General features: G+C 72.0%; 27 protein-coding genes. 18 read left to right on the forward strand and 9 right to left on the reverse strand.

Going from position 1 to position 24,067, the window contains the following annotated elements; all coding sequences use genetic code 11:
• Window positions 1-296 precede the first annotated feature (296 nt).
• The 4 genes from AB0C12_RS43445 (at window position 297) to AB0C12_RS43460 (ending at window position 3,968) form a co-directional block, all read left to right on the forward strand.
• A complete protein-coding gene (locus AB0C12_RS43445; protein WP_360557042.1) occupies window positions 297-1,607 on the forward strand; it encodes an FAD-binding oxidoreductase in 1,311 nt (436 codons plus the stop codon).
• Window positions 1,604-2,197: a dihydrofolate reductase family protein gene (locus AB0C12_RS43450; protein ID WP_360557043.1), complete on the forward strand. Its 594-nt coding sequence runs from the start codon at window positions 1,604-1,606 to the stop codon at window positions 2,195-2,197. The genes AB0C12_RS43445 and AB0C12_RS43450 overlap by 4 nt, the downstream gene beginning before the upstream one ends.
• Window positions 2,194-3,111 carry an NAD(P)-dependent oxidoreductase gene (locus tag AB0C12_RS43455; protein WP_360557045.1) on the forward strand — a complete coding sequence of 306 codons (918 nt, stop codon included), beginning with the start codon at window positions 2,194-2,196 and terminating at the stop codon, window positions 3,109-3,111. Before AB0C12_RS43450 ends, AB0C12_RS43455 begins: the two co-directional genes overlap by 4 nt.
• Before the next feature lie 344 nt (window positions 3,112-3,455).
• Window positions 3,456-3,968 carry a hypothetical protein gene (locus AB0C12_RS43460; RefSeq protein WP_360557046.1) on the forward strand — a complete coding sequence of 171 codons (513 nt, stop codon included), beginning with the start codon at window positions 3,456-3,458 and terminating at the stop codon, window positions 3,966-3,968.
• Here the strand turns inward: AB0C12_RS43460 and AB0C12_RS43465 are convergent, their stop codons facing one another.
• Together AB0C12_RS43465 and AB0C12_RS43470 are read right to left on the reverse strand one after the other, a co-directional pair.
• On the reverse strand, window positions 3,969-4,823 hold the full coding sequence (locus AB0C12_RS43465; RefSeq protein WP_360557047.1) for a hypothetical protein: 855 nt from the start codon (window positions 4,821-4,823) through the stop codon (window positions 3,969-3,971). It abuts the gene before it with no gap.
• A 58-nt stretch (window positions 4,824-4,881) separates the two neighbouring features.
• Window positions 4,882-5,643, reverse strand: coding sequence for a helix-turn-helix transcriptional regulator (locus AB0C12_RS43470; protein ID WP_360557049.1), 762 nt, complete (start codon window positions 5,641-5,643; stop codon window positions 4,882-4,884).
• Window positions 5,644-5,729: 86 nt separating this feature from the next.
• Between AB0C12_RS43470 and AB0C12_RS43475 the strand changes: the two genes are divergently transcribed.
• The 5 genes from AB0C12_RS43475 (at window position 5,730) to AB0C12_RS43495 (ending at window position 9,370) form a co-directional block, all read left to right on the forward strand.
• Complete coding sequence (locus tag AB0C12_RS43475) at window positions 5,730-6,116, forward strand: nuclear transport factor 2 family protein (RefSeq protein WP_360557050.1); 387 nt, start codon at window positions 5,730-5,732, stop codon at window positions 6,114-6,116.
• Window positions 6,117-6,329: 213 nt separating this feature from the next.
• On the forward strand, window positions 6,330-6,668 hold the full coding sequence (locus tag AB0C12_RS43480; protein ID WP_360557051.1) for a hypothetical protein: 339 nt from the start codon (window positions 6,330-6,332) through the stop codon (window positions 6,666-6,668).
• Between the two features lie 52 nt (window positions 6,669-6,720).
• The gene (locus AB0C12_RS43485; protein ID WP_360557053.1) at window positions 6,721-7,560 is read left to right on the forward strand and encodes a type II CAAX endopeptidase family protein; all 840 of its coding nucleotides are present in this window, start codon (window positions 6,721-6,723) and stop codon (window positions 7,558-7,560) included.
• Window positions 7,557-8,714 (forward strand): histidine kinase, encoded by a 1,158-nt coding sequence (locus AB0C12_RS43490; protein ID WP_360557054.1) that lies wholly within the window; start codon window positions 7,557-7,559, stop codon window positions 8,712-8,714. Before AB0C12_RS43485 ends, AB0C12_RS43490 begins: the two co-directional genes overlap by 4 nt.
• Window positions 8,711-9,370, forward strand: coding sequence for a response regulator transcription factor (locus tag AB0C12_RS43495; protein WP_360557056.1), 660 nt, complete (start codon window positions 8,711-8,713; stop codon window positions 9,368-9,370). The genes AB0C12_RS43490 and AB0C12_RS43495 overlap by 4 nt, the downstream gene beginning before the upstream one ends.
• Here AB0C12_RS43495 and AB0C12_RS43500 read toward each other — a convergent pair.
• Window positions 9,346-10,227 carry a helix-turn-helix transcriptional regulator gene (locus AB0C12_RS43500; protein ID WP_360557058.1) on the reverse strand — a complete coding sequence of 294 codons (882 nt, stop codon included), beginning with the start codon at window positions 10,225-10,227 and terminating at the stop codon, window positions 9,346-9,348. The genes AB0C12_RS43495 and AB0C12_RS43500 overlap by 25 nt on opposite strands.
• 170 nt (window positions 10,228-10,397) lie before the next feature.
• Between AB0C12_RS43500 and AB0C12_RS43505 the strand changes: the two genes are divergently transcribed.
• The gene (locus AB0C12_RS43505; RefSeq protein WP_360557060.1) at window positions 10,398-11,258 is read left to right on the forward strand and encodes an SDR family NAD(P)-dependent oxidoreductase; all 861 of its coding nucleotides are present in this window, start codon (window positions 10,398-10,400) and stop codon (window positions 11,256-11,258) included.
• A 5-nt stretch (window positions 11,259-11,263) separates the two neighbouring features.
• Here AB0C12_RS43505 and AB0C12_RS43510 read toward each other — a convergent pair whose 3' ends face one another.
• Together AB0C12_RS43510 and AB0C12_RS43515 are read right to left on the reverse strand one after the other, a co-directional pair.
• Window positions 11,264-11,905: an SDR family oxidoreductase gene (locus AB0C12_RS43510; protein WP_360557062.1), complete on the reverse strand. Its 642-nt coding sequence runs from the start codon at window positions 11,903-11,905 to the stop codon at window positions 11,264-11,266.
• 26 nt (window positions 11,906-11,931) lie between these two features.
• The gene (locus tag AB0C12_RS43515) at window positions 11,932-13,287 is read right to left on the reverse strand and encodes an MFS transporter (protein ID WP_360557064.1); all 1,356 of its coding nucleotides are present in this window, start codon (window positions 13,285-13,287) and stop codon (window positions 11,932-11,934) included.
• A 95-nt stretch (window positions 13,288-13,382) separates the two neighbouring features.
• Between AB0C12_RS43515 and AB0C12_RS43520 the strand changes: the two genes are divergently transcribed.
• From AB0C12_RS43520 to AB0C12_RS43535, 4 genes are all read left to right on the forward strand, one after another.
• Window positions 13,383-14,117: a TetR/AcrR family transcriptional regulator gene (locus AB0C12_RS43520; protein WP_360557066.1), complete on the forward strand. Its 735-nt coding sequence runs from the start codon at window positions 13,383-13,385 to the stop codon at window positions 14,115-14,117.
• Window positions 14,118-14,223: 106 nt separating this feature from the next.
• Entirely contained in the window at window positions 14,224-15,087 is an 864-nt protein-coding gene (locus tag AB0C12_RS43525) for an NAD-dependent epimerase/dehydratase family protein (protein ID WP_360557068.1), read from the forward strand.
• 63 nt (window positions 15,088-15,150) lie between these two features.
• The gene (locus tag AB0C12_RS43530) at window positions 15,151-16,056 is read left to right on the forward strand and encodes a LysR substrate-binding domain-containing protein (RefSeq protein ID WP_360557070.1); all 906 of its coding nucleotides are present in this window, start codon (window positions 15,151-15,153) and stop codon (window positions 16,054-16,056) included.
• 229 nt (window positions 16,057-16,285) lie between these two features.
• Window positions 16,286-16,732, forward strand: a complete 447-nt coding sequence (locus tag AB0C12_RS43535) for a DUF6188 family protein (RefSeq protein WP_360557072.1) — start codon at window positions 16,286-16,288, stop codon at window positions 16,730-16,732.
• Between the two features lie 857 nt (window positions 16,733-17,589).
• Here AB0C12_RS43535 and AB0C12_RS43540 read toward each other — a convergent pair.
• Window positions 17,590-18,270, reverse strand: coding sequence for a TetR/AcrR family transcriptional regulator C-terminal domain-containing protein (locus AB0C12_RS43540; RefSeq protein WP_360557073.1), 681 nt, complete (start codon window positions 18,268-18,270; stop codon window positions 17,590-17,592).
• A gap of 74 nt (window positions 18,271-18,344) precedes the next feature.
• Between AB0C12_RS43540 and AB0C12_RS43545 the strand changes: the two genes are divergently transcribed.
• The 3 genes from AB0C12_RS43545 (at window position 18,345) to AB0C12_RS43555 (ending at window position 20,381) form a co-directional block, all read left to right on the forward strand.
• Complete coding sequence (locus tag AB0C12_RS43545) at window positions 18,345-18,560, forward strand: hypothetical protein (RefSeq protein WP_360557074.1); 216 nt, start codon at window positions 18,345-18,347, stop codon at window positions 18,558-18,560.
• 179 nt (window positions 18,561-18,739) lie between these two features.
• The gene (locus AB0C12_RS43550; RefSeq protein WP_360557160.1) at window positions 18,740-19,423 is read left to right on the forward strand and encodes a trypsin-like serine protease; all 684 of its coding nucleotides are present in this window, start codon (window positions 18,740-18,742) and stop codon (window positions 19,421-19,423) included.
• A gap of 568 nt (window positions 19,424-19,991) precedes the next feature.
• The gene (locus AB0C12_RS43555; RefSeq protein ID WP_360557075.1) at window positions 19,992-20,381 is read left to right on the forward strand and encodes a hypothetical protein; all 390 of its coding nucleotides are present in this window, start codon (window positions 19,992-19,994) and stop codon (window positions 20,379-20,381) included.
• Here the strand turns inward: AB0C12_RS43555 and AB0C12_RS43560 are convergent.
• Window positions 20,378-21,034, reverse strand: a complete 657-nt coding sequence (locus tag AB0C12_RS43560) for a class I SAM-dependent methyltransferase (protein ID WP_360557076.1) — start codon at window positions 21,032-21,034, stop codon at window positions 20,378-20,380. The genes AB0C12_RS43555 and AB0C12_RS43560 overlap by 4 nt on opposite strands.
• A 156-nt stretch (window positions 21,035-21,190) precedes the next feature.
• On the opposite strand from AB0C12_RS43560, the gene AB0C12_RS43565 reads away from it, so the two are divergent.
• The gene (locus AB0C12_RS43565) at window positions 21,191-21,931 is read left to right on the forward strand and encodes a hypothetical protein (protein WP_360557078.1); all 741 of its coding nucleotides are present in this window, start codon (window positions 21,191-21,193) and stop codon (window positions 21,929-21,931) included.
• Here the strand turns inward: AB0C12_RS43565 and AB0C12_RS43570 are convergent.
• Window positions 21,906-22,802, reverse strand: coding sequence for a Gfo/Idh/MocA family oxidoreductase (locus tag AB0C12_RS43570; protein WP_360557080.1), 897 nt, complete (start codon window positions 22,800-22,802; stop codon window positions 21,906-21,908). The two genes, AB0C12_RS43565 and AB0C12_RS43570, sit on opposite strands and share 26 nt — an antisense overlap.
• A 9-nt stretch (window positions 22,803-22,811) precedes the next feature.
• The gene (locus AB0C12_RS43575) at window positions 22,812-24,029 is read right to left on the reverse strand and encodes an ROK family protein (protein ID WP_360557082.1); all 1,218 of its coding nucleotides are present in this window, start codon (window positions 24,027-24,029) and stop codon (window positions 22,812-22,814) included.
• Window positions 24,030-24,067: the final 38 nt, after the last annotated feature.

Below are 24,067 nucleotides of genomic sequence, written 5' to 3' on the forward strand. Positions count from 1 at the left end.
CTCCGGGTAGGTGAAAGCGTCGCAACTTCCACCTCGCCGGAGGTCTTCTCACATCTCAAGCCGCCACGCCGTCAACAACGGTCATGATCACTACACCTAGCAGGCCGTATCTACATCCGAGCGCGCGATCCGAAACAGACTGTGGGCGCGCCCGCAGGCCGACGCCGTAGGACCGGACGCACGCAGGCCGGCTCGCCGGCGCCGCATGACGGGGCGCGCGATACTCGGCCGGTCACCGCCGCGCGTGCGCGATTTGTTCAAGAACCGCTCGGCACGCCGCTCCTAGTGTCGACCTCGTGCCCGACCTGACCGACTTCCGCGCTTCGCTCGACGGCGAGTTGACCAGCCCGGACTACGCCCGCCGGGGGCCGCGTCCCCGGCTGGTCGTGCTGTGCCGGTCGATTTCCGATGTCGTGAACACCATCAGGTTCGCGTCAACCACCGGTGACCACATCGCCGTTCGCGGCGGCGGGCACTGTTTCGCGGGCCGGTCGTCGACGGACGGGATCGTTCTGGACACGTCCGGGCTCGACGGCATTGCCGTTGCCGATGACGGAGTGGCCGTCGTCGGAGCGGGTTCCCGGCTGGGTCAGCTGTACACAGCCCTGCACACCCACGGCCGCACCCTTCCGGCAGGCTGCGGTCCCACCGTCGGCATCGCCGGCCTGACGCTCGGCGGTGGCATCGGACTGCTCGGCCGCCGGTACGGCCTCACCTGCGACCGCCTCGTCGCCGCCCAGATCGTCCTCGCGGACGGCAGCGTCGTGAACTGCGACCAGCACCGCGAGCCGGACCTGTTCTGGGCTCTGCGCGGCGCGGGTGGCGGCCAGTTCGGCGTCGTCACAGCCCTGCTATTCGACTCCGTCGAGGAGCCGACCACCACCCGCATCGAGGCGCACTGGCCGAACGTCGCCGCCGAGCGAGTAGCCATTGCCTGGCAGGACTGGGCACCGGACGCCCCGGACGAACTGACCGTCAATCTCACCCTGGCGACCGGGCCCGGCGTACCCGTCCGAGCCACCCTCAGCGGCGCGGCGACCCTCGGCGAGAAGGCGACCCGGGACCTGCTGCGGCAGTTCACCGGCCTTGCCGGAGCGGCCGCCACGGTCGAGGTGCGCGCCGGCCTGCCGTACCTTCGCCTGAAGGAGACCTTCGCCGACCCGCGGGGCTCGACCGGGCACGCCCCGCGGATCAGGTCGGAGTTCTTCTCTCGGTCGATGTCCGAGCACACCCTCGCCGCGTTGCTGGCCCGGCTCCGCGATCCGGGCACCGTAGGCCGGCGGCAGCTCACCTTCACCGCGATGGGCGGGGCTTACAACCGGGTCGCCCCGGACGCCACCGCGTTCACCCATCGCCGGGAGCGCTTCCTGCTGGAGCACATCGGCGAGGCCACCGATCCGTGGGTCGACGACTCGTGGGCGGTGGCGCACGCCGACGGGTCGGGCCACGTCTATCCCAACTTTCCCGATCCCGCGCTCGACGATTGGGCCACTGCGTACCACGGCGACAACTACCCCCGACTGCTAGCGGTCAAGGACGCCTACGACCCACGCCGGCTCTTCACCTTCCCGCAAGCCGTCTCATCCGCACCTCAAGGAGAAGCATGAGCAAGGTCATCGTCGGACTGTCCGTCTCGGTCGACGGTTTCATCACCGGTCGCGATCCCGGCGCCGGCCGCGGCCTCGGTGACGCTCCGATGCTGTTCGACTGGTACTTCAGCGGCGACACGCCCAGCGAGGTGTTCGACGGGTTCCGGCTGAGCGAGCCCAGCGCCGGCGTCTTCGACGCCCTGGCCGGCCGAGTCGGCGCCACCCTGGCCGGCCGCAACACCTACGACGACTCCGGATGGTCGACGGGCGGCACTCCGCACCCGGACGCGCAGCTCGTGGTGCTGAGCCATCGCCCGGCACCGCAGAGCAACGAGCGGCAGATCTTCGTCAGCACAGGCATCGAGGACGCGATCGCCGCCGCCCGGAAGGCCGCCGATGGCAAGGACGTGGGGCTCATGGGCGGCGGCGTGACGACCGCGGCGCTGACCGCGGGTCTCGTCGACGAGGTGATCCTGCATCAGGTGCCGATCCTGCTGGGCGCCGGACGCCGCTTCTTCCAGGAGCTTCCGGAGCACGTGAACCTGAACCTGCTCGCGGCCGTCCCGGCGCCCGGTGTGACGCACCTGCACTACGAGGTGGCCCGATGATTCTCGTCACCGGCGGGCTCGGCATGATCGGCGCCCACACCGCCCGTGCTCTGGTCGAGCTCGGACACGAGGTCGTGGTGACGGCGCACCGCCGGACCGCGGTTCCGTCGTTTCTTGCCGGCGTCATCGTGGAGTCCGTGGACGTCACCGACCGGGACGCCTTTTTGGCCCTCGGCGAGCGTCACCACATCAGCGACATCGTCCACCTCGCCGGCAGCATCCCGGCCGAGGATCCGGTCGGCTTCTTCCGTACGGACATGGCCGGTCTGCTCAACGCGCTGGAGGCCGCACGCGCGTGGAACGTCCGCAGGTTCGCGGTCGCCAGCAGCATCGGCGTCTACATCGGAAGGCCCGAGATTCCCTGGCACGAGGAGCTCCCACTGCCCAGCGCGGAACTGCCGCACCTGATCATCGCGTTCAAGAAGGCCGTCGAACCAATCACCACGCATAGCCTCGCCGGCACCGCAGTGCAGCCGGTCGTCCTGCGGATCGGCAGCATCTGGGGGCCATTGATGGATCCGGAGTCGCCGTTCAACCCGATCCCGCCCTTCGTCAGCGCTGCTCTGCGCGGTGAACAGCCGCGGCCGTTGTACGCCGACGACGGGGGCGACAGCTGCTACGCGCCGGACGCCGGGCGGGCGATCGCTCTCCTGATGAACGCGCGGACGCTTCGGCACACCACCTACAACGTGTCCAGCGGCCGGCCGATCACCAACCGCGAGCTGGCGGCTGCCCTGCAGGCGGTCATCCCCGGTGTGCGGCCCGAGTTGCTGCCTGGGCGGCAGCACGGTCCCGGTCCGGATCCTCACCTCGACATCACCCGGCTCACCCTCGACTCCGGGTTCACACCTGCCTTCGACATCGCCGAGGCAGTGGCCGACTACGTCACTTGGCGGTCCGACAACCCGCGTTGAGAAAGCACCAGACCTGGCGCGCCGCCAATGCGGCCTGAGGAAACACCCGGCTGCGGCCGGCTGAGCCCGCGCACGAGCCGACACCCGACCGCAGCCAGCCGACCTCCGCGCACCCGGCACGGCCCGGCGCCACTCCGACACATCACGAGCCGGGCGCGCAGCGCTTGCCGATGTCCCCGAGCCGTGATGTGCTTCCTTGAAGTCTGGCCCCTTCCGTTTCGGACGCGCCGTCACCGCAACCGGAAGGCAGCACCATGACTCAACGACGCTTCGGCCCGCCTCCGCATCAGGAGGACCCCTACTCCAGGCTCACCTCACCACGAGGTATCCCGGTCGATCAGCTGGTGTCCGTCCTGCAGAAGGACATCCGCCGGGGCAACGTCGACAACGCTGTGCTGGCAGCGTACGAGATGCTTTCGACCTCCGCCGAAGTCGCCGAGCACCTGTGGCGCCGGCTGAAGCTCATCGCCGTCGAGGATGTGGGCGTGGGCGCGCCCCTGGCCCCGCTCCTGCTGGAGTGTCTGCACCGGAATTTCCGAGCTGCTCCGGGCGGCGACACCATGATGGCCGTGCACGCCGTCCGCTACCTCGCCCTGGCCCGCAAGGACCGGACCAGCTCCGAGCACGCTGATCTGGTGGCCACCAAGGTGGAGAGCGGCGACCTCCAGGTCAGCGTTCCGGACTACGCCCTGTGCGTCCACACCCGGGCCGGTCAGGAGCTGGGCCGTGGGCTGATGCAGTGGTGGGAGAACGGGGCCCTGGTCGAGGACGAGATCGAGACGGCCGACCACTCGTACCGCGACGAGCTGATCGCCATCCATCGGGCCGCCGAGCAGGAGGAGCGACGCCCTACCTGATCACGTCGTGCGGGGGCCGGGCACGCCCATCGGGTTGGGGTACGGGATGACGACCGCGGCGGCATCGGCCAACGGTGCCAGCAACCCGGCCAGCCGGGTGCGGTCGGCGGGAGCCAGCGCGGACCATGGCTGAGCGGCCAGCCGGTCGGTGTGGTCCTCAACGGCGCGGTGGACGGCCCTTGCCTCGGCGGTGGGCCGGCTGTCGTCGTCCAGCCAGCCGCGCGATGCCAGTTCCTTGCCTGCGGCGTCCCACTCGGCATCGGTCCAGCCCCGGTTCGGCTGCAGCTGCTCCCTGCCGCCGTGCAGCGCGTCCCGGAGCACGAGCGCCTGGCAGCCGTTCACCTCAGCATGAACCAGCGCGGCTATGTGCCCGTCACCCCGGTGTTCGCGCAACACCGTGGCGGCGTGCCACAGCCGGGCCAGCGGCTCGGCCGGACGCGGCAGGGCGGCGTTGGCGGCACTCAGTGCACGGCCATCGGTCACCGCGGCCCGCGCCGCGACCTCCAGCAGATCGGCCGCCGCTGCCCAGCGCTCCGGCTCCGCGGGCAGCACGGCCCGCAGCGCGGCCACAGCGCCGTCGAGTCGAGCGGCCAGAGCCTGCTCCGGCGACGCCCGCTGCCACACGTCGGGCAGGGCGCGGGCCACCATCGCCGGTGCGAAGGAGAAGAACAACGCCGTGACCGGTGCCGCCGGCACGGCTCCGAGCGGCGCGGCCCGGCCCGCGAAGTAGCCCCGCCAGAACCCGCGCAGCCCGGCACCTTCGAACGCGGCCCGGGCTTCCGGCGCGAAATAGGTGACCGCGTGCAACGGCTCGTACAGCTGCCACAGGTCTCGGGCCCCAGCGTCGTCAGGCATACCGATGATTCAAGGGCCGGGGCCGCCGAGCCGTAAACGGCCAATCGCCAAGAGGCGGCTACTGCGTGAAGTAGGCGGCGCTCGCCGCGTCCGCCGGGTAGTACGACTCGATCGCGACCTCGTCGAGGGTGATGTCCATCGGCGTGCCGAACGTGGTGATGGTCGAGAACATCCGCAGCTCCCGCCCGGCGACGCGGAGGATCATCGGGATCACGACGTCGGCGTCGACCCGGTCGCCCGGGGTGTCCCCCGCGGCGGGGGCCAGCAGCTCCTCGTAGAGCGCGGTCAGCTCCGGGTCGGGCGCGGTGGCCAGCTGGCGGGAGATCCGGGTACGGAACACAGCCCGCACGTCACCCAGATTGACGACCAGCGGAGCGAGCCCGCGCGGGTCCAGGCCCAGCCGCACCAGGTTGACCGGCGGCCGCAGCAGGTCCGGGGCGACGCCGGCGAAGAACGGCTCGACCGCACGATTGGTCATCACGATGTTCCAGCGTCGATCGAAGACCAGCGCCGGGTACGGCTCGTGCGCGTGCAGCACCCGGCGGACCGCGTCGCGCGCCGCGGACAGTGCGGCGTCGTCGAGCGGACGTTGCCCGTACCGGGGTGCGAAGCCGGCCGCGAGCAGCAGCCTGTTGCGATCGCGCAGCGGCACCTGCAGTTGATCCGCCAGCCGCAGGACCATGTCGGCGCTGGGCCGGGATCTGCCGGTCTCGACCAGGCTGACGTGCCGGGCCGAGACGTCTGCGGCGATGGCGAGGTCCAGCTGGCTGAGCCCCCGGCGGTGCCGCCACTGCCGCAGCAGCTCCCCCACCGTGTCCACGAACGTGCAGCGTACTCATCGTGGCGCAGGACGCCATGAACTCCCGTTTCATCGACAATCGCGGCGGTCGCGGAAACACTCCGTCCATGACCACCGACAACAAGGCCGTCATCCAGCGGGCCTTGGCCGCCCTGCTCGAGACGCGCGACGTCGACGCCCTCGCACCGTTTCTCAGCGACGGCTTCGTCCACCGCCGGCCGGATTCCACCTTCTCGACCAAGTCGGAATGGCTGGCCGCCGTCCGGGCGGCGCTGGTGCCCCTCGCGGACATGCAGGTCGAGGTCCTGCAGCTGCTGGCCGACGGCGATCACGTGGTGCTGTGCACCCGGCGCTGGCTGCCCGGCGGGCCTGAGATCACGGTCGTCGAGGTCTGGCGGGTACGCGACGGGCTGATCGCCGAGGGGTTCGAGATCATCGAGCCGGTGTCCCGGGCGGCCGCCAATCTGACCTGGTGGGAGCCTGCTTCACGCTGACCTCAACCAGATGCGGTGAACCTGACGTGCCGGAGCCCCGACTGGATGCGTGAAGGAGGGGCCGATGAGTAGCGCCGCTGGGCAGGAAAAACGCGCTTGCCGCGGCGGAAAACGGGCACTCAGCAATCGGCCGCAGCGAAGGCCGACAACAAGCACCGAGGGAACGGCTACGGAGAAAGAGGGAGCCCAGTGGCGAGCAGGGAGCGACCGCCGATGACCGAGGACGGGCACTTCGTCGTCATCTCGGGGCGGCGCTGGCGGGCCACCGACCCCGCCATCCCCGAGGACGTGGCCGCAGAGCTGCGAAAGGCGCTGATGGCCGCCCGGCGTGACGTCGGCACCGCGCTTCGCGCAGGCGTGGACCCCGCACCGGCCCGCGCTCGCGTACAGCTGGCCAAGGTCGCCCTCGGCGAGCGCGGTGTCCCCTGGTGGGAGCAGACGCCCGAACAACGGCAGCGGCGCTGGGAACAGGGCCTGCGCGACCTGTCCCCCGTGCGAGCTACCCAGGAGTGTCCTCCGTGCGGTGACGATTCCGGCGCGACAAATCCATAGCGTTCAACGCAGCCCGCGGCGCTCCAGCCGCGGACTTCATGGAGGAGTCAACATGCGTCTGGTGAAGCAGTTCCTGGCGGTTGCGGCGGTCGCCTTCGTCGGTGGCCAGGGTGTCGCCGCGGTGCAGGGGAACCCGTGGCTCACCCTGGTGCTCGGGCTCGGGACAGCGGTGCTCGCGGTCCTGGTCTACGCGTGGGTCGTACGGCGCACCGAGCACCGCGCACCGACCGAGGTGGCCCGGTCGGGGGCCGTCGCCCGGCTCCTGCGGGGCGCGCTGATCGGGGCCGGGATGTTCGCGGCCGTCATCGCCAACATCGCCTTCCTCGACGACTATCACGTGCACGGTCTCGGTTCGGTCACCGGCGCGTTGGGGCTGCTGGGGTTCATGGCCGCCGCTGCCGTGACCGAGGAGTTGCTGTTCCGTGGCGTGCTGTTCCGCGTCATCGAGGAACGGATCGGCACCTGGATCTCGCTGCTGCTGACCGGCGTGGTGTTCGGCGCGATGCACCTGGTCAACCCGGACGCGACGCTGTGGGGCGCGACGGCCATCGCGATCGAGGCCGGGTTCATGCTCGCCGCCTGCTACGCCGCCACCCGCAACCTGTGGGTGCCGATCGGGCTGCACTTCGGCTGGAACTTCGCCCTCGGCGGCATCTCCGGCGCGGCGGTCTCCGGCAACGGCGAGTCGAAGGGACTGCTGGACGCCACGTTCTCGGGTTCGACCCTGGTCACCGGGGGCGACTTCGGGCCGGAGGGCAGCCTGTACACGGTGGCGGCCGGGGTGGCCCTGACCGTCGTGTTCATGTGGCTGGCCCACCGCCGCGGTCACATCGTCCCGCGTCGGCGCCGCGCGGCCGGTGAGCCGGCGGCGACCGCTACAGTTTCCCGATGATCGACCTCCGGCGGGTCCCGGAGCGGTGGCGTCGCTGGGACGTCACCGTCCGGGACCTCCCGTTCGCGCTGCTGCTGGTCTTCCTGTCAGCGGTGCCGGCACTGCACAACCGCGGCACACAGCTCGGCGAGCTGCCGACGCGCCCGGCCGACGCGCTGACGGTGCTGGTGGTCGCGCTCGAGTGCCTGCCGCTGGCCGTGCGCCGGCGGTGGCCGGCCCTCAGCCTCGGCCTGGTATCGCTGGGCTTCGCGATCGACCAGCTTCGCGCGTATCACACGGCGGCGAGCATCGCGCTGCCCATCGCCCTGGTGAGCACGGCTCTGCATCTGTCCCGCCACCGGCGTACCACCGTGGTGCTGCTGTCCGTCGCGTACGTCCCGCTGGCCGTCGCTCTCGGCCGCAGCGGGTCGGTCGAGACCGTCGCCGACTTCATCACGTTCTACCTGGCGCTGGCCGTCGCCTGGGGCATCGGGGCCTGGCTGCGCCGGACCCGGCTCGCCGAGGCCGAGCAGCGCCGGCACGTCGCCGAGGCCACCCGTACGGCCGAACGCACCCGCATCGCCCGCGAGCTGCACGACGTCGTGACCCACCACGTGACCGCGATGGTGGTGCAGGCCGAGGCGGCGCGTTACCTGACCACCGCGCCCGACCGGCTCGACGAGAGCCTGACCGCGATCACCGACACCGGCCGGCGGGCCATCACGGACCTGCGGCACCTGCTCGACCTGCTCAATCCCGACCACAGCACCGAGCCGCGGCTGCCGTCCGTCGGCGAGCTGCACACGCTGGTGGAACAGACCCGGCTGGCCGGGCAGCCGGTGGAGTTCACCCAGGACGGCACCCCGGCGCAGACGACGGGCAGTGCCGAGGTCGCGGCGTACCGGGTGGTGCAGGAGGCGCTGACCAACGCCCTCAAGTACGCCCACGGCAGTCGCACCGTCGTGCACGTGCGCCATGGCGAGAAGGAGACCACCGTGGAGGTCAGCACCGAGGGTCCGGGCTCGCACGCCGGCTCCTCCCCCGGCGGCGGCGGGCGGGGCCTCGCCGGGCTGCGCGAACGGATCGGGGTGCTCGGCGGCGAGTTCAGCGCGGGCCGGGGCAACGGCGGCGGCTTCGTCGTGCGGGCCCGCATCCCCGGCGGGAGCCCGTCGTGACCGCGCCGCTGCGGGTGCTGATCTGCGACGACCAGCCGCTGATCCGTACGGGATTCACCACGATCGTCGGCGCCCAGCCCGACCTCGAGGTGGTCGGCGAATGCGGCGACGGCCGGGCGGCGGTCGAGCTGGCCGGCCGGCTGCGGCCGGACGTCGTGGTGATGGACGTACGGATGCCCGTGCTCGACGGCATCGAGGCGACCCGCCTGCTGGCCGGCGCCGGGGTCGCCCACCCGGTGAAGGTGCTGGTGGTGACCACGTTCAACCTCGACGAGTACGTCTACGAGGCGCTGCGCGCGGGCGCGAGCGGTTTCCTGCTCAAGGACGCCCCGCCGGCGCAGCTGCTGCACGGCATCCGCACCGTCGCCACCGGCGCGGCACTGCTGGCCCCCGAGGTGACCCGGCAGCTCGTGGGCCGGTACGCGGCCCGGATCCGGCCCGCCGAGGACACCCCGGACGACGTCGCGCTGACCCCGCGCGAGCTGGAGGTGCTGCGCCTGATCGCCGACGGCCGGTCCAACGGCGAGATCGCGGCGACCCTGGTGATCAGCCACGAGACCGTGAAGACGTACGTGTCGCGCATCCTCACCAAGCTCGGCCTGCGCGACCGTGTGCAGGCGGTGGTCTATGCCTACCGCAGAGGCCTGGTGACCTGAGGGCCGGCGGCCGGCTGCTGCCCGGCCGCCCACAACGCCAGCAGGCGCAGGTTGTCGTGCGAGGCGCTGCCCGGATCGGTGGTGTAGATGAACAGCGTCTGCTCGTCGTCGCCGGGCAACGCCAGCGCCTCGTACCGGATGGTGATCGGTCCGACGGCGGGGTGCACCATGTGTTTGCTGCCGTGGGTGCGTTCGTGCACCTGGTGCCCGTTCCACCACGTACGGAATTCCGCGCTCTTGATGGTCAGCTCCCCGACCAGCTCGCTGAGCAGCGGGTCGTCGGGGAACCGCCCGGCGTAGAGCCGCAGGGTGCCGACCACCTCGGCCGCCACGGCCGGCCAGTCGCTGAAGGCCTCCCGCGCGGCCGGGTCGAGGAACACCCAGCGGGTGTAGTTGCGGTGCCGCGGCGGCAGCCGGGTCCAGTCGGTGAGCAGCGCCCGGGCCAGCGTGTTCGACGCCAGGACGTCCGTGCGGCGGCCGATGATGAAGGCCGGGTGCTCGGTCATGGAGGCGATCAGCTGCTGCAGGGCGGGCCGCACCCGCTGCACCGGTACGGGCTGAGCACGCCGACGGGCCGGGCGGGCCAGATCGGCCAGGTGGGCCCGGGCGGCGGCGTCGAGCTGGAACACCCGCGCCAGGGCGTCGAGGACCCCTTCCGACGGACTCGTGTGCCGGCCCTGTTCCAGCCGCGTGTAGTAGTCGACGCTCACCCCGGCGAGCTGGGCCACCTCCTCGCGGCGCAGACCCCGTACCCGTCGAGCGGACTGACCGGCCTGGCCGGTGAGCCCCACGGCCTCCGGTGTCGTGTCCGTCCGGCACTTCCGCAGGAAGTCACCCAGCTCCGCGCGTCCCACCATGCCTTCATGATTGCCGTTCGCGGGCGCGCTGCCCAGCGGCTGGGTGGGCATGGCGTGCCCAGGCAGGGCTGGGCCCGGCTGACCGTGTCCGGACCCCGGTCCCCGAACGCAGCATGGGATCCGTCCCCCGGCCGGGGACTTCATCGAAAGGTAAGCCTGAGGAGGCTCCCATGTCCCACCCCACCACCAGCCGCGCGACCTGGTTCGTCACCGGCGCCTCCCACGGCCTCGGCCGCGAACTGGTCGGGCAACTGCTGGAGCGCGGGGCCAACGTCGCCGCGACCACCCGCTCCCCGGAACGGCTGACCGCGGACCTGGCCGCCGCCGACCCGTCCCGGCTGCTGGTGCTGCCCGTCGACCTGGCCGACGAGAAGGAAGTCAATGCCGCCGTGGCCGCGGCGGATGACCGCTTCGGCGGCATCGACGTCGTGGTCAACAACGCCGGCTACGGCCTGCTCGGCGCCGTCGAGGAGGTCACCGATGCCGAGGCCCGGGAGCTGTTCGACGTGCAGCTGTTCGGGGCGTGGAACGTGTTGCGGGCCGTCCTGCCCGGCATGCGCGCACGCCGCAGCGGCCACGTCATCAACATCTCGTCGATCCTCGGACTGACCGCGTTCCCGGGCTGGGGCCTGTACTGCGCGGCCAAGTACGCCCTGGAGGGCCTGACCGGCTCACTGGCGGCTGAGGTCGCGGACCTCGGCATCCGGGTGAACCTGGTCGAGCCCGGGTACATGCGCACCGACTTCCTGCGTACCGGAAGCCTGCGCCTGCCGGAACGGACCGCCGAGGGCTACGACGCCGTCCGCGAGATGACCGACACCCACCTGGCCATGCCCGGCACCCAGCTCGGCGACCCGGCCCGCGCGGCCACCGCGATCATCACGGTCGCCGAGTCGGGCACCGCGCCGCTGCACCAGATCCTGGGCTCGGACTCCTACGCCCTGGCCACGACCCGCATCGAGAGCCTGACCGCGGACATCCAGGCCGGCCGGGCGCTCGCCACCACCACCGACATCACCGACGCCGCCTGAGGCGCTCATTCGGCGAGGCTGGGGGCGCGCCGCGACCAGCGGGACCGGCCGACCTCCGCGACGACGAAACCTGCGACGTCGCCCCGGGTGATCCTCCACCCGCGCTCCGGACAGGAGTTGTCGGTCACCCGGTACGCCCCGGTGGCCGGACGGTCCCGCAGGTACGTGGGCCGCACGAACGTCCAGTCGAGGTCGGTGGCGCGCACGAGTTCCTCCATGAGACTCATGTCGGCGTAGAGGTCCCGGCCGAGTGGCCGGACGAGGCGGCGGTACCACCACGAGAAGTGGGGGTCGTCGTGTCGCACGCCGACCGAGGTGATCCCGAGATAGCGGGTGACGCCGGCTCCCGCCATCGCGGTGACAGTGGCGCGGGCGCCGTCCGAGTAGAGGCCCAGGGCTTTGCGCCCGGAGGGGCCGACGGCGGACACGACCGCGTCCTGTCCGCGGATCGCGTCGTCTAGGCTGCCGCTGTCGCGGACGTCGGCCCGGACCACCCGCAGGCCTTCGGCACGGGTGGCCGGGAACGTCTCCGGCGTCCGCACGGCGGCGGTGACCCGGTGCCCGGCGCGGAGGGCCTCCTGGACGATCAGGAGTCCGGTGCGGCCGGCCGCACCGAGGACGACGATGTTCTTGCTGCTGGCGTTCATGACGGGTGCTCCCAGGGGTCGAGCGGTCAGGCGGTGGCGGTGCGCGGCAGGAGGAACACCAGCGCGGCGCAGCACACACAGGAGGTGGCCACGATCAGAGCCCCGGCGACCAGGCCGGCGCCCGGCCCGCCGGCGGCGAAGAAGACGGTGCCCAGGACCGCGACGCCGAGGGCGGTGGCGATCTGCTGGGCGGCGTTGAGCGTGCCGGCGGCGCTGCCGACCTCGTCGGGGGCGGCGACGGTCAGGATGCGCTGGATCAGCGGGCCGAACAGCAGGCCCAGTCCGAGTCCGATGCCCAGCGTTGTGGCGGCCAGGGCCGACGCCGGCGCGCCGGTCCCGACCGCGATGGCCAGCCCGGCGGTACCGAGAAGTTCCACCCCGAGCCCCAGGTGCAGCAGCGCACGGCCCAGCCGGATGGCCAGCGCCGGTGCGAGCAGGGAACTGACGGCGATCCCGGCGGCCACGGGGGCCAGCGCCAGCCCGGCGTGCAGTGCGGAGTAGTGCAGGCCCAGTTGCAGGAACAGCGAGAGGACCAGCATCAGCCCGCCGGTCCCGGCGAAGAAGACGACCGCCACGGCCAGGCCGGCCACGAACGGGCGCCTGCGCAACAGGGCCGGGGCGACGATCGGCGAGGCACTCGTCCGCTGCCGCACCGCGACCAGCGCGAACGCGACCAGGCCCGCGGCGAGCAGGGCGAAGGTCCACCAGGGCCAGCCCGCCTCCCGGCCCTGGATCAGCGGGAGGACCACCACCGCCGAGCCGGCCGCGACCAGCACGGCACCGACCGGGTCGAGACGGGCCGTCCGGTCGCCGCGGTCGGCGGGCATCCAGGCCAGCGCCCCGAGCACCGCGAAGACGCCCAGCGGGACGTTGAGCAGGAAGACGAGCTGCCAGCCGAGGCCGCCCAGGTCCCAGGCGATCAGGACGCCCGCCAGGATCGGCCCGCCGATGCCGGCCAGCCCGCTGACCGGTCCGAAGAGGGAGAACGCCCGTCCCCGCTGCCGGGCGTCGGTGAAGACCGCGGTCAGGACCCCGAAGCCCTGCGGAATCATCAGCGCGCCCAGAGCTCCCTGCACCACTCGTGCCGTCACGAGCATCGCCGGGGACACCGCGGCGGCACAGGCCACGGAGGCCAGCGTGAAGCCGATCGCACCGATGAGGAACAGCCGCCGGCGTCCCCACCGGTCGCCGAGCCGCCCGCCGATCACCAGCAGGACACCGAACGCCAGGGTGTAACCGGCGGTCATCCACTGCACGGTCGCTTCCCCGCCGCCGAGCGCCGCTCGCACCGTGGGCGCGGCCACGTTCATCACGGTCGCGTCCAGCAGATCCATCACCGCGGCCACCAACACGACGCTCAGCACCAACCAGCGCGTCTTCATCGTCTCTCCTTCCTCAACGAACGCCGTTCGCGACGAACAATGTTCGTGCCGAATGATGACCGTGACGAACGTTGTTCGTCAAGTACGATGCCGAGGTGAGAGCCACCACTGGGCAGACGCGTCCCGACAATCCCCGCACCCGTCCCGCCAAGGCGCCGTTGAGCCGCGAGGCGGTCGTGGAGGCGGCGCTGGCGCTGGTCGACGAGGTCGGCTACGCGGCCGTGACCATGCGACGCGTCGCGCAGGCCCTCGACACCGGACCCGCCTCGCTGTACGTCTACGTGGCCGATCGCGACGAGCTGATGGCCGAGGTCTACGACCTGGCACTGGGTCAGGTGGAGCTGCCCGGCGAGGCCGACGGCGACTGGCGGGCCCGCCTCGAGCTGCTCGTCGGCCGAGCCATCACCGTGCTGGGCGGCCACGACGACATCGCGCTCGTGGCGCTGACCGGAGTGCAGACCGGCCGGCACGCCCTGCGGATGTCGGAGGAGACGCTGAGGCTGCTGCGTGCGGGCGGCCTCGGAGACGCCGCCTGCGTCTGGGCGGCGGACCTGCTCGACCAGTACGTCACCTCGTCCGCCCTGGAACGCGCCGGCTGGCTGCGATCCCAGCGCGCCCTCGAGGCGTCGGCCTCACCGGCGGACGCCACCGAGCAGGCCATGTCGCACGCCGCCGGGGCCGAACTGGACGCCGTCTTCGGTGCCCTGTCCCCCGACGAATACCCGACCATCCACGCCCTGCGCGGATCGATGACGGCCGGCGGCGACAGCGAAGCCCGCGCCGCCTGGAAGCTGAAGGTCATCATCGACGGGCTGCTGGCCCAGCCCTGAGCACCGAGTCTGATACCCGCCGGGCATTACAGGGTCGCCGATCCGTATTGGCCGCAGTCCGTCGCGGCCGGAGGCTGGGAGCCGGAAGTCGACGAAAGGACTCCTGATGAACGTCTTTCTCACCGGCGGATCCGGCTACCTCGGTCAGGCCACCATCGCCGCGGTGTCGCGCCGCGGGCACGCCGTCTCGGCCCTGGCCCGCAACGAACGGGCCGCCCAGCTGGTCAGCAGCGCGGGCGCGGTGCCGGTGACCGGCGGGCTCGGCGACCTCGACGCGCTGCGCGCCGCCGCCGGCCGCTCGGACGCGGTCATCCACCTCGCGCAGGCCGACAGCGCCGAGGCCGATCTCGCCGCGGCGCAGGCGATGCTGAACGGCGTCGGCTCCGGTGTCTACGTGCACACCGGCGGCACGTGGGTCTACGGCGACACCGACGGGATCGCCGACGAGTCCGCGCCGTGGAACCCACCGGCGATCGTCGCCTGGCGGCGGGCCGTCGAGGAAGCGGTGCTGAGCCGGGCGGGCAGCGGCGGCCGGCCGGTGGTCATCCGCCCGGGCCTGGTGTACGGCGGGCAGAACCGTCTCATCGACGACTTCTTCACCGGGCCCGGCCGCCGGCAGGGAGCCGTTCCCCACATCGGGGACGGCGCCAACCACTGGGCGCTCGTGCACGTCGAGGACATCGCCGAGCTGTACGCGGCCGCGCTGACCGCCCGGCCCGGTGCCGTCTACAACGGAGTCGCCGGCGTCGATCCGCGAGCCCGGGACGTCGCCCTGGCCATCAGCACCGCGGTGGGCCTCGACGGCAAGGTGACCTCGCTGACGCTGGCGCAGGCCCGCCAGCAGATGGGCCCCGTCGCCGACGCCTTCGCCCTGGACCAGCGGTTCACCCCCGAGCGGGCCCGCGTGGAGCTGGGCTGGGTGCCGCGGCACGTCGACCCGCTCGGCTGGTTCTCGCGCACCACCGGTTGATCGCGCGGTGCCGGCGTTACCATCGACGCCTGCGGGCTGACCCGCGCCGACCGGAGGACGCCCTTGCCCAGCGATCTGGATCTGCGGAAAGTGCGCTACTTCCTGGTCCTGGCCGAGACCCTCAACTACAGCCGGGCCGCCCAGCAGCTGCACATCGCCCAGCCGGTGCTGAGCCGGCAGATCCGGGCGCTCGAGGACGACCTGAAGGTCCGGCTGTTCGACCGCGACAAGCGCCGGGTCGAGCTGACCGCGGCCGGCGAGTCGCTGCGGCTGGACGCCGGCGCGCTGATCGCCGCGGCCGACGGTGCCCGCCGGCGCGCGGTGCGGGCGGCCCGCGGATCGGGGACCTTCACGATCGGCTTCATGCCCGGGCTGATCGTCACCCCGGCCGCGGCGGCCCTGGAGGCCCGTCACCCCGGCCTGAGGGTCGAGGTGATGCGCACCGGATGGGACGAGCAGGAGCAGGTGCTGCGCGACGGACGCGCCGACGTCTCGTACGTCCGGCTGCCCGTCGACGAACGCGGCCTGCGCCTGCTCCCTCTGGCCGACGAGCCCCGGGTCGTGGTGGTCGCCCGTACCCACCGGCTCGCCGGCGAGGACGGGGTCAGCATCACCGACCTCGCCGGCGAGCACCTCGTGCAGAATCCTGACGCCGTACCGGAATGGCGCGACATCGCCGCCGACATCCGCGACCGGATCCCCCGCTCGGCGCAGGAGTCCCGCTACAGCGTCGAGGTGAAGCTGGAGCACGTGGCGATGGGCCGCGGCGTGGTGGTCCTGCCGGCCTCGGTAGTGGCGTTCTACACCCGTCCGGACGTGTGCGCCGTGCCGGTCACCGACATCGGCCCGGGCCGGATCGCGCTGGCCTGGGAGTCGTCGCGCCGCAGCCGTCTGATCAAGGACTTCGCGGAGCTCGCGGCCGCCGCGGGCAGCCCCGCGGCGACCGCCGGCTTCCTCACCCGTCGCTGAAAGCCGCTGCCAGGACGCATTCAGAGAGCCCGGCCTCCCACAGGGATACACGTCGTGTCGCGCAGGCCGGCGAGGCGCGTACCCGGCGCGCGGGTCGAGGGTGACGGAACGCATCGCGTCAGTGTCAACCTCGGGCCGTCAGGAATCCGCCGTCGTCTTTAAGGCTCTCTTATGAAAGTGCGGGCTACGGTCCTGTGATCAACAGTCCGATGAGCCGATCGAGGTAGTCATGTTGCCAGTCATGGTCGCCGACATGGACGCCGGACGGCGCCCGCGGCAAGGGCGTTCGATCGACCTGCTGGGCGGGCGCAAGCTGGAGTACGTACGGCTCGGCCACGCCATCGTCCTGGGCCTCTCGGGCGGCTGCCAGGTGCTGATCGAGACCGTGACCCAGCTGCACGGGCCGGGCGGTCGGGCCGATGTGGAACCGGGCGAGAACCCCTCGGACATCCTCGCGACCCTGCTCGGGGACGTCATCCGGACGGCATGCATCCGCGACACCGGCGAACTGCAGATCACGTTCCGCAGCGGCGCGCTGTTGCTGGTCGGGGTCGACGCGGACTTCGAGTCGTGGGCCGTCGCCGGTCCGGACGGCCTGCTGATCGTGTGCCTGGCGCGGGGCGAACTGGCGGTGTGGGGCGACGCGACGGGGCGGACCGGCGTATCCCTGGGTTAGCTGTCCTGGACGTCTGCGCCTCGTCCTGAGGAACGCCGACGGAGTTGGCACCGGCCGGCGGCGGCTCCGATGAGCCGGGCGAGTGCGGTCGCGCGCTTGGCTGGATCGCCGCTCTCCGCAGGTCATTGAGGCCGGTTCACCCTTTCACGGTCTGCGTCGCTCTGTAGGTCATTCATGCCGGTCCACGGTCTGCGTCCCGGACTGCGTCGCGAGGGCGCCGACCTGGCCGCCGTCAGCGTCGGGTTCCACGCCAAGCGCGAACGGCAAATCTCGGCTGCTCCTGCGCCGGCGCCTGGACTGGCGTCGGATCTGGTGCCTCACCCTGGGTAGGCCTGGCTCTGCGTAGGCGTGGCCTTACGCCTGGTCTGATGCCCAGTCCCGCGCCTGGACTGGCGTCTGGTCTGGCGTCTGGCCCTGCATGGGCCGGGTCCTGCGTAGGCCTGGCCTTACGCCTCGTCTGATGCCTAGTCTCGCGCCTGGACTGGCGTCTGGTCTGGCGTCTGGCCCTGCGTAGGCCTGGCCTTACGCCTCGTCTGATTCCTAGTCTCGCGCCTGGACTGGCGTCTGGTCTGGCGTCTGGTCCTGTGGAGGCCTGGCCCTGTGGAGGCCGGGCCCTGTGTAGGCCGGGCCCTGCGTAGGCCGGGCCCTGCGCAGGCCGGCCCTACGCCTGACCTGGTGTTTGGTCTCGCGCCTGGCCTGGGCTCGGCGCCCTCGCGGGCGCGGCTCGACGAAGCCGAGGAGGGCGCCATTCCATGCGCGCCCGGGCGGCCGGGCTGGGTCGGCCGAGGACGCTCAGTGCCCACCGGCGAGCTCAGATGATCGACCACACCACCCCTTGAGCGTCCTAGGATCCTGGTTCAGGAGGGGTGGGCGGCGGTCAGGATCGCGTCGAGTCCGTGGTCGAACAGGACATCGTCGTCCCAGCGTTCCGCGTCGAGGTGGCCGGAGGCGTTGAGGGTCGGGTAGGCGGCGGGGTCCGCCGCCACGTGCCGGCGGGCCTCGCGCTGCGCTTGGGGATCCGCGGTCCGGCGCCAGGTCGCCTCGGTGAGAGCCGCGCCGATCACGTAGTTGGCCAGCAGCCGGGTGGTCACCGCCAGCGGGAGGCCGGACAGGCCCCCGCGGGTCAGGGCGGCCTGAAGGAACTCGGTGCGGGTGAGGACGTTGGGGCCGAGCATCGGGCGGCCGACCAGGCTCGGGGCCCAGGGGTGGCGCAGCATCGCGGTACGCCAGTGCCGGATCAGCACCCGTGCGTCCTCGCGCCAATCAGCGGTGGCCGGTGGGAGCGGCACGTCGCCGAAGACGCGGTCCAGGGCCAGATCCAGGACGTCGTCCTTGGTCTTCACGTGCCAGTACAACGCGGTCGGCGTGACGTCGAGCCGCTGGGCCAGGCGGCGCATCGTCAGGCCGTCGGCGCCGTCCTCGTCGAGCAGGGTCACCGCCGCCGCGACGATGCGCTCCCGGCTCAGGGGTGCGGGGCGGGGCCGGGCCGGCTCGTCGCGCAGCCAGACCGAGCCCGGGCCGAAGGCGGTTTCGCTCACCGCTTGACCCTAGTACGGTCGACGGGAGATGTAACGCTGTTAAGTTGATTGGACGCCGTTCATTTATGCCGCTGATGCGCGTACAGCTGGAGAGCGACCGGACCACCGCGCGGAAGGTGCTGGAGCTCCACCAGGCCGACAAGGTCCATCGCCCGTCGCGGGAGGCCGCCCTGGCGCAGGTGTGGCGACGTGGCCGTACACCGGCCGGCGAGCCGGTCTTCATCGGCGTCTCGAACGGCGAGCCCGTCCGGCTGCTCTACGACGTGGAGGTCTACCCCGAGACGGCGTAGCGACCATCACGCAGCGGTAGGCCCCGTTCGGTATGTATCGATGAGTATCACTACGTCGCTACGGTTTGTCCGGGCAACCGCCCGCCGTCCCACTCCTCCGGCACAGACAGGACGACCGCATGCGTACCCTCGCCCGGACACTCCTCACCGCTGCCACCGTCGCCGCCGCCGGCCTGCTCATGCCGGCCGCCGCGATCGCTGGGCCCTCCCCCGAGCCGCCGCCCGTCACCCAGGTGGTCAACGGCCGCCCCGCCACCGAGAACTACTCGTTCATGGTCTACGTCTCCGGCTGCACCGGTTCACTCATCAAGGGCAACTGGGCCGTCACGGCCAAGCACTGCCCCACCCCCGCCTCGGTCCGCGTCGGCAGCGTCGACCGCAGCAGTGGCGGCACGGTGGTCTCCGTCCGGCGGGCGGTGAACCACCCTCGGATCGACATCAAGCTGCTCGAGTTGACCTCATCCGTGTCATACGCACCTGCACCTGTGCCGACCGCGTCCGGTGCTGTCGGCACGGCGACCCGGATCATCGGCTGGGGCCAGACGTGCCCGACCCGGGGATGCGGGTCGACGCCGCGCGTCGCCAATGAGCTCGACACCTCGATCGTGTCGGACAGCCGCTGCGCCGGCATCGACGCGGCGTTCGAGATCTGCACCAACAACACCAACGGCAACGCCGGCGCCTGCTACGGGGACTCCGGTGGCCCGCAGGTCCGCATGGTCAGCGGGCGCTGGGCGTTGATCGGGGTGACCAGCCGCGCCGGCAACAACAGCTCCACGTGCGCGACGGCGCCGTCGATCTATGGGGATCTGCCCTCGGTGCGCAGCTGGGTTGATCAGCAGGTGGGTGGGCTGCCGGCCTGACCCCCTCTCGGGACTGCCGACCTGACCGCGAACCGGGCGGGTCGGCCTGACCCACTGCCGAGCAGGCCGGCCTGACCGCCCCCGGGTCGGGCCGGCCCAACCACACGCCCGGCAGGCTGGATTAACCACACGCGGCGGGCCGGCTCAACAACACGCCCGGCGGGCCGTTTCAACCACACGCGGCGGGCCTGGCCCAACCACATGCCGGGCGGGCCAGCCCAACAACACGCCCGGCGGGTCGGCTCAACCACACGCGGCGGGCCGGCCCAACCACATGCCGGGCGGGCCGGCCCAACCACATGCCGGGCGGGCCGGCCCAACCACATGCCGGGCGGGCCGGCCCGATCTAGTCGCGCCGGCCCGTCCGCCGGCCCTCGAGGTGGGTCGTTCGGGCCGGCGCCGATCCATGAACCGCACCTCAACCTGATGCGGCGAACCTCCACATGAGGTGACAGGCCGAAATCAGCTCGCCGGCGTCTCGGCTGTCGCGATCAGAGTGCCGCGGCCGAGGATCTGACCGGCCATATTGAAGCCGAGAAAGGCCGGCGTCGCGTCCGCGGGAACGCCGATGGCCACGATGCCGAGCGCGTGCACCGTGATGAAGTACCGCCGTGCCCAGCCGGCGGGCCGCCCCGACGTACCGGGCGGCACACACGTCGTTCGGCAGCTGGACGGCCCCGGCGGGCAGCCCGGATCCGGTGTCGTCACCCGCCCCTTCCGGAGCGAAGGCGACCAAGCGAAGGCGACCGGGCGAAGGCGACCGGGCGAAGGCGACCGGGCGAAGGCCGACCGGGCGAAGGCCGACCGGGCGAAGACCGACCAAGCGAAGACCGACCGGGCGAAGACCGACCGGGCGAAGACCGACCAAGCGAAGACCGACCAAGCGAAGACCGACCGGGCGAAGACCGACCGGGCGAAAACCGACCAAGCGAAAACCGACCGGACCGGCGGTGACTAGGACGTGCGGCGGGCCAGCAGAGTCGAGTCCGCGATCTCGACCGTGACACCGTCACGGACCGCCGTACGCGGGCGCTGCTCCACCACCACCGGTTCGAAGTTCTCCGGCAGGCCCGGCAGCAGTTCCTCGGCGACGAACATCGCCTTGCGGTGGCTGGCCGACAGCTGCGTGAACACCTCGGACGGCGCGTGGCCGACCACGAGCAGATGCCCGCCGGGCGCGACAGCACCGGCCAGCCGGCGGGTCACCTCCACCATCCCGCCGTCCGGCGGGTGCAGGAAGTGGCTGGTGACCAGGTCGAAGGTCCGGCCCTCGGCCGCGAATTCCCGGGCGTCGACCTGCCAGAAGTCGACGCGGTCAGCCACCCCGGCCTGCTCGGCGTGCCGGGCGGCGCGGGCCAGGCCGTTGGCCGAGAAATCGGCACCGGTGACCTTCCAGCCCTGTTGGGCCAGCCAGATCACGTCGCCGCCCTCGCCGCAGCCGACGTCGAGCGCGGTGCCCGGCGTCAGCCCGGTCACCTCGGCGACGAGCTGCGGGTTGGGCTGCCCGCTCCAGACCTTCTCCGGGCCGGAGTAGCGCTCGTCCCAGCTCGGCGGTTCGAACATGGCCGTCGCCTCGGCCTCGGACTGATGCCCGTGCCCGTGCCCGCTCATCGGGCCACACCCCGGCCCGTCGCGGCGACCCGGCCGTACAAGTTGTTGATGTCCATGCTCATCAGCGTGCGCACCGGTCCTCGTAATGACAAGTTCCGTTGCCGGAACGGCAAACGGGCGGATGCCGGCCATCCACGTTCGGGGCATGATCGGGCCATGGGTTCACCTTTGCACAACCGCGACGTGGACTGGGACCGATGGCCGGTCACCGACTACCTGGACGAGATCTACCGGGACGTGGCGCCCGACGACGACGCCGTGCTCGTGCACCACTCGGCCTTCTACCGGCGCTTCCCGCCCGGGCATTTCGCGCGGTCGCTGGAGCTGGGGGCGGGTCCTAACCTCTACCCCCTCATGCTCACCTCCGCCGTAAGCCGGGACATCGAGGCGGTGGAGCCGAGCGCGGCCAGTGTGGCGTACCTGGAGAAGCAGCTCCGCGACGGCCCGGAGGAGAGCTGGCAGCGCTTCTACCGCCGGTGCCGGGAGCTGCAGCCCGAGCTGCCGCCCACCCTCAGCGCGGCGCTCGCGCGGGTGCGCGTACGGCGGGGTGGCACCGGCGATCTGGCGCCGGACACCTACGATCTGGCCTCCATGCACTTCGTCGCGGAGAGCGCCACCGAGGTCGCCGACGAGTTCCGCGACCTGTGCCTGGCCTTCGCCGGGTCGGTCCGCCCGGGCGGGTGGCTCGTGGCCGCGTTCATGGAGAACATGGGCCGCTACCGGATCGGCAGCGGGCCGCACTGGCCCGGCTATCCCGTGGATCCGGAGATCGTCCGCGCGGTGTTCGCGCCCGTGACCACGGACCTGGTGGTCGAGCGGATCGACTCGGCCGCGACCAGCGACGGCTACGAGACCACCGGGATGGTGCTGCTCACCGCCCGCCGGGCGGGGCACTGACCCGGGCGAGGAGCTCCTGCAGCATCAGCCCGCGGCGCACGTCCAGGTCGTGCGGCACGCCGGACCGTACGGCGGCGGCGAACTCGGCCCGCAGCACCGGCCAGCACTCCTGGTGGTCGACCGGGCCGAAGTCCAGCGTCAGCTCGCCTGCCGGCCCGTACAGGTCGATGCCCGCCTGTGAGGACGACAGCCCGACGGCGCCGGACAGCGACAGCTGGCTGATCGCGCCGCCGCGGTGCGCACAGGTCAGCTCGATCCAGCGGCGGCTGTCGCCGTGGGCGTGCAGTTCCTCGATCGGGCCGAGGGCGGCGTCGGCCAGGTCCAGCAGGTGCGGGCCGAGGTCGTACAGGGCGCCGCGAGTGAGCCGCCAGCCGGTGGCCATCGCGCCGTCGAGGAACGCGCCGTGCAGGTAACGTGCTCTGGCTCCGGTGGAGGTGAACCTTGCCGCAGCGGCGAGGAATGCTCGCGTGCTGTGGTGGTAGCGCTTGGTGAGCACGAGTTGGGTGACCACGCCGCACTCCGCGACGGTGTCGGCCAGCGCGCGGGCGGCGTCCAGGTCGAGCGCGAGGGGCTTTTCCAACAGCAGGGCCTTACCGGCCCGGGCGGCGCGGGGTGCGAGTTCGGCCTGCGCATCCGGCGGTACGGCGAAAGCGACAGCCTCGCACCGATCGAGCAGATCCTCGTACGAGGTAGCGGCGTGCGCGCCCAGCCGGGCGGCGAGGTGTGCGGTGGCCTCCGGGCGGCGCGACCAGACGGCGGCGAGGCGGGTCTGCGGGCCGGCGGCGAGCACCGGCCCGTGCATCGTGGCTGCCCAGGGTCCGGCGCCGACCAGGCCCACGGCGACCGGCTGGGCGCACTCGTCGCGTTCCATATCCGGATATTATCGGCCAGATGCTGCCAGATCGGCGGGCACCATGCGGGCGAGTTCGGCGTCGACGGCGGCCGGGGCGTAGACCTGATCGACGACCATCGCGTACCCACCGGCCACTGCCGACTGGGCACCGAGCCGGCTCGTCGTCACCTCCAGGTGACGGGTCGAGCGCGGCAATGCGCTCTGGTAGAGCACCTCGCGCACCCCGGTGACGAAGTGGATGTCCGCCAGATCTCCGGCGATCACCAGCACCGCCGGATTGAGCATGCAGACCACAGTGGACAGCACCTCGCCGACCAGCTTTCCCGCCGTACGGGCCAATTGCACGGCCTCCACGTGTCCGGAGCGGATCCGTTCGACCAGCTCGGCGCCCGACGATGTGGGCGTGCCCGCGGCGGTGAGCCGCTGGGCCAGCGCCAGGCCGCTGGCCACCGCGGCCAGGCAGCCGTAGAGGCCGCACTCGCAACGGGCCTCGGGATGGTCGTGCAACCGGATGTGGCCGATGTCCCCGGCCCCACCGTCGATGCCGCGGTAGACCTGTCCGTCGATGACCACGCCGGCGCCGACGCCGGTGGCCACCTTCACCAGCACGAGTGCCGGGCAGCCGGGGTAGTGGACCGTCTGCTCACCCAGCGCCATGAGGTTCGCGTCGTTGTCGACGAAGACCGGGCGGTTCCAGGTACGGCGTAAGCGGTCGGCGATCGGGTAGCCGTCCCAGCCCGGCATGATCGGCGGCTGGGTGACCACGCCGGCGTCGAACTCGACCGGGCCGGGCACGCCGACGCCGATGCCCCGTACCCGATCGGGGTCCCACCCGGCCCGGGCCAGCACCCGGCGGAACGCGCCGTCGACCCAGCCCAGCACCGATTCCGGCCCGCAGCCGATCTTGATCGGCTCGTGCTCCTCGGCCAGCGGCTGCCCGCCCAGGTCCACCACCGCCGCCCGGGCGTGATTGCCGCCGAGGTCGGCCACCAGCACCACGCCGTGCCCGGTGTCGACCTCGAGCAGCTCGGCCGGGCGCCCGCCGGTCGACCCCTCGACGCCGGAGGCCCGCAGGTAGCCGGTCACGCGCAACAGGTCGAGGCGCTGGGTGATGGTCGACCGGGCCAGGCCCGTGTAGCTCTGCAGTTCACCTCGGGTGCGGGCACGTCCGGTGCGCACCAGCCACAGCAGGTGCCCGGCCGAGTTCTGGTTGACCGGGAGGCGCTTCACGGCAGAAGTGGTCACGGTGAGTAGCGTAAACACCACCGCTGCCGGGGACGATT

Origin of the sequence: Actinoplanes sp. NPDC048967 (genome assembly GCF_040649415.1) — a bacterium.
GTDB lineage: Bacteria > Actinomycetota > Actinomycetes > Mycobacteriales > Micromonosporaceae > Actinoplanes.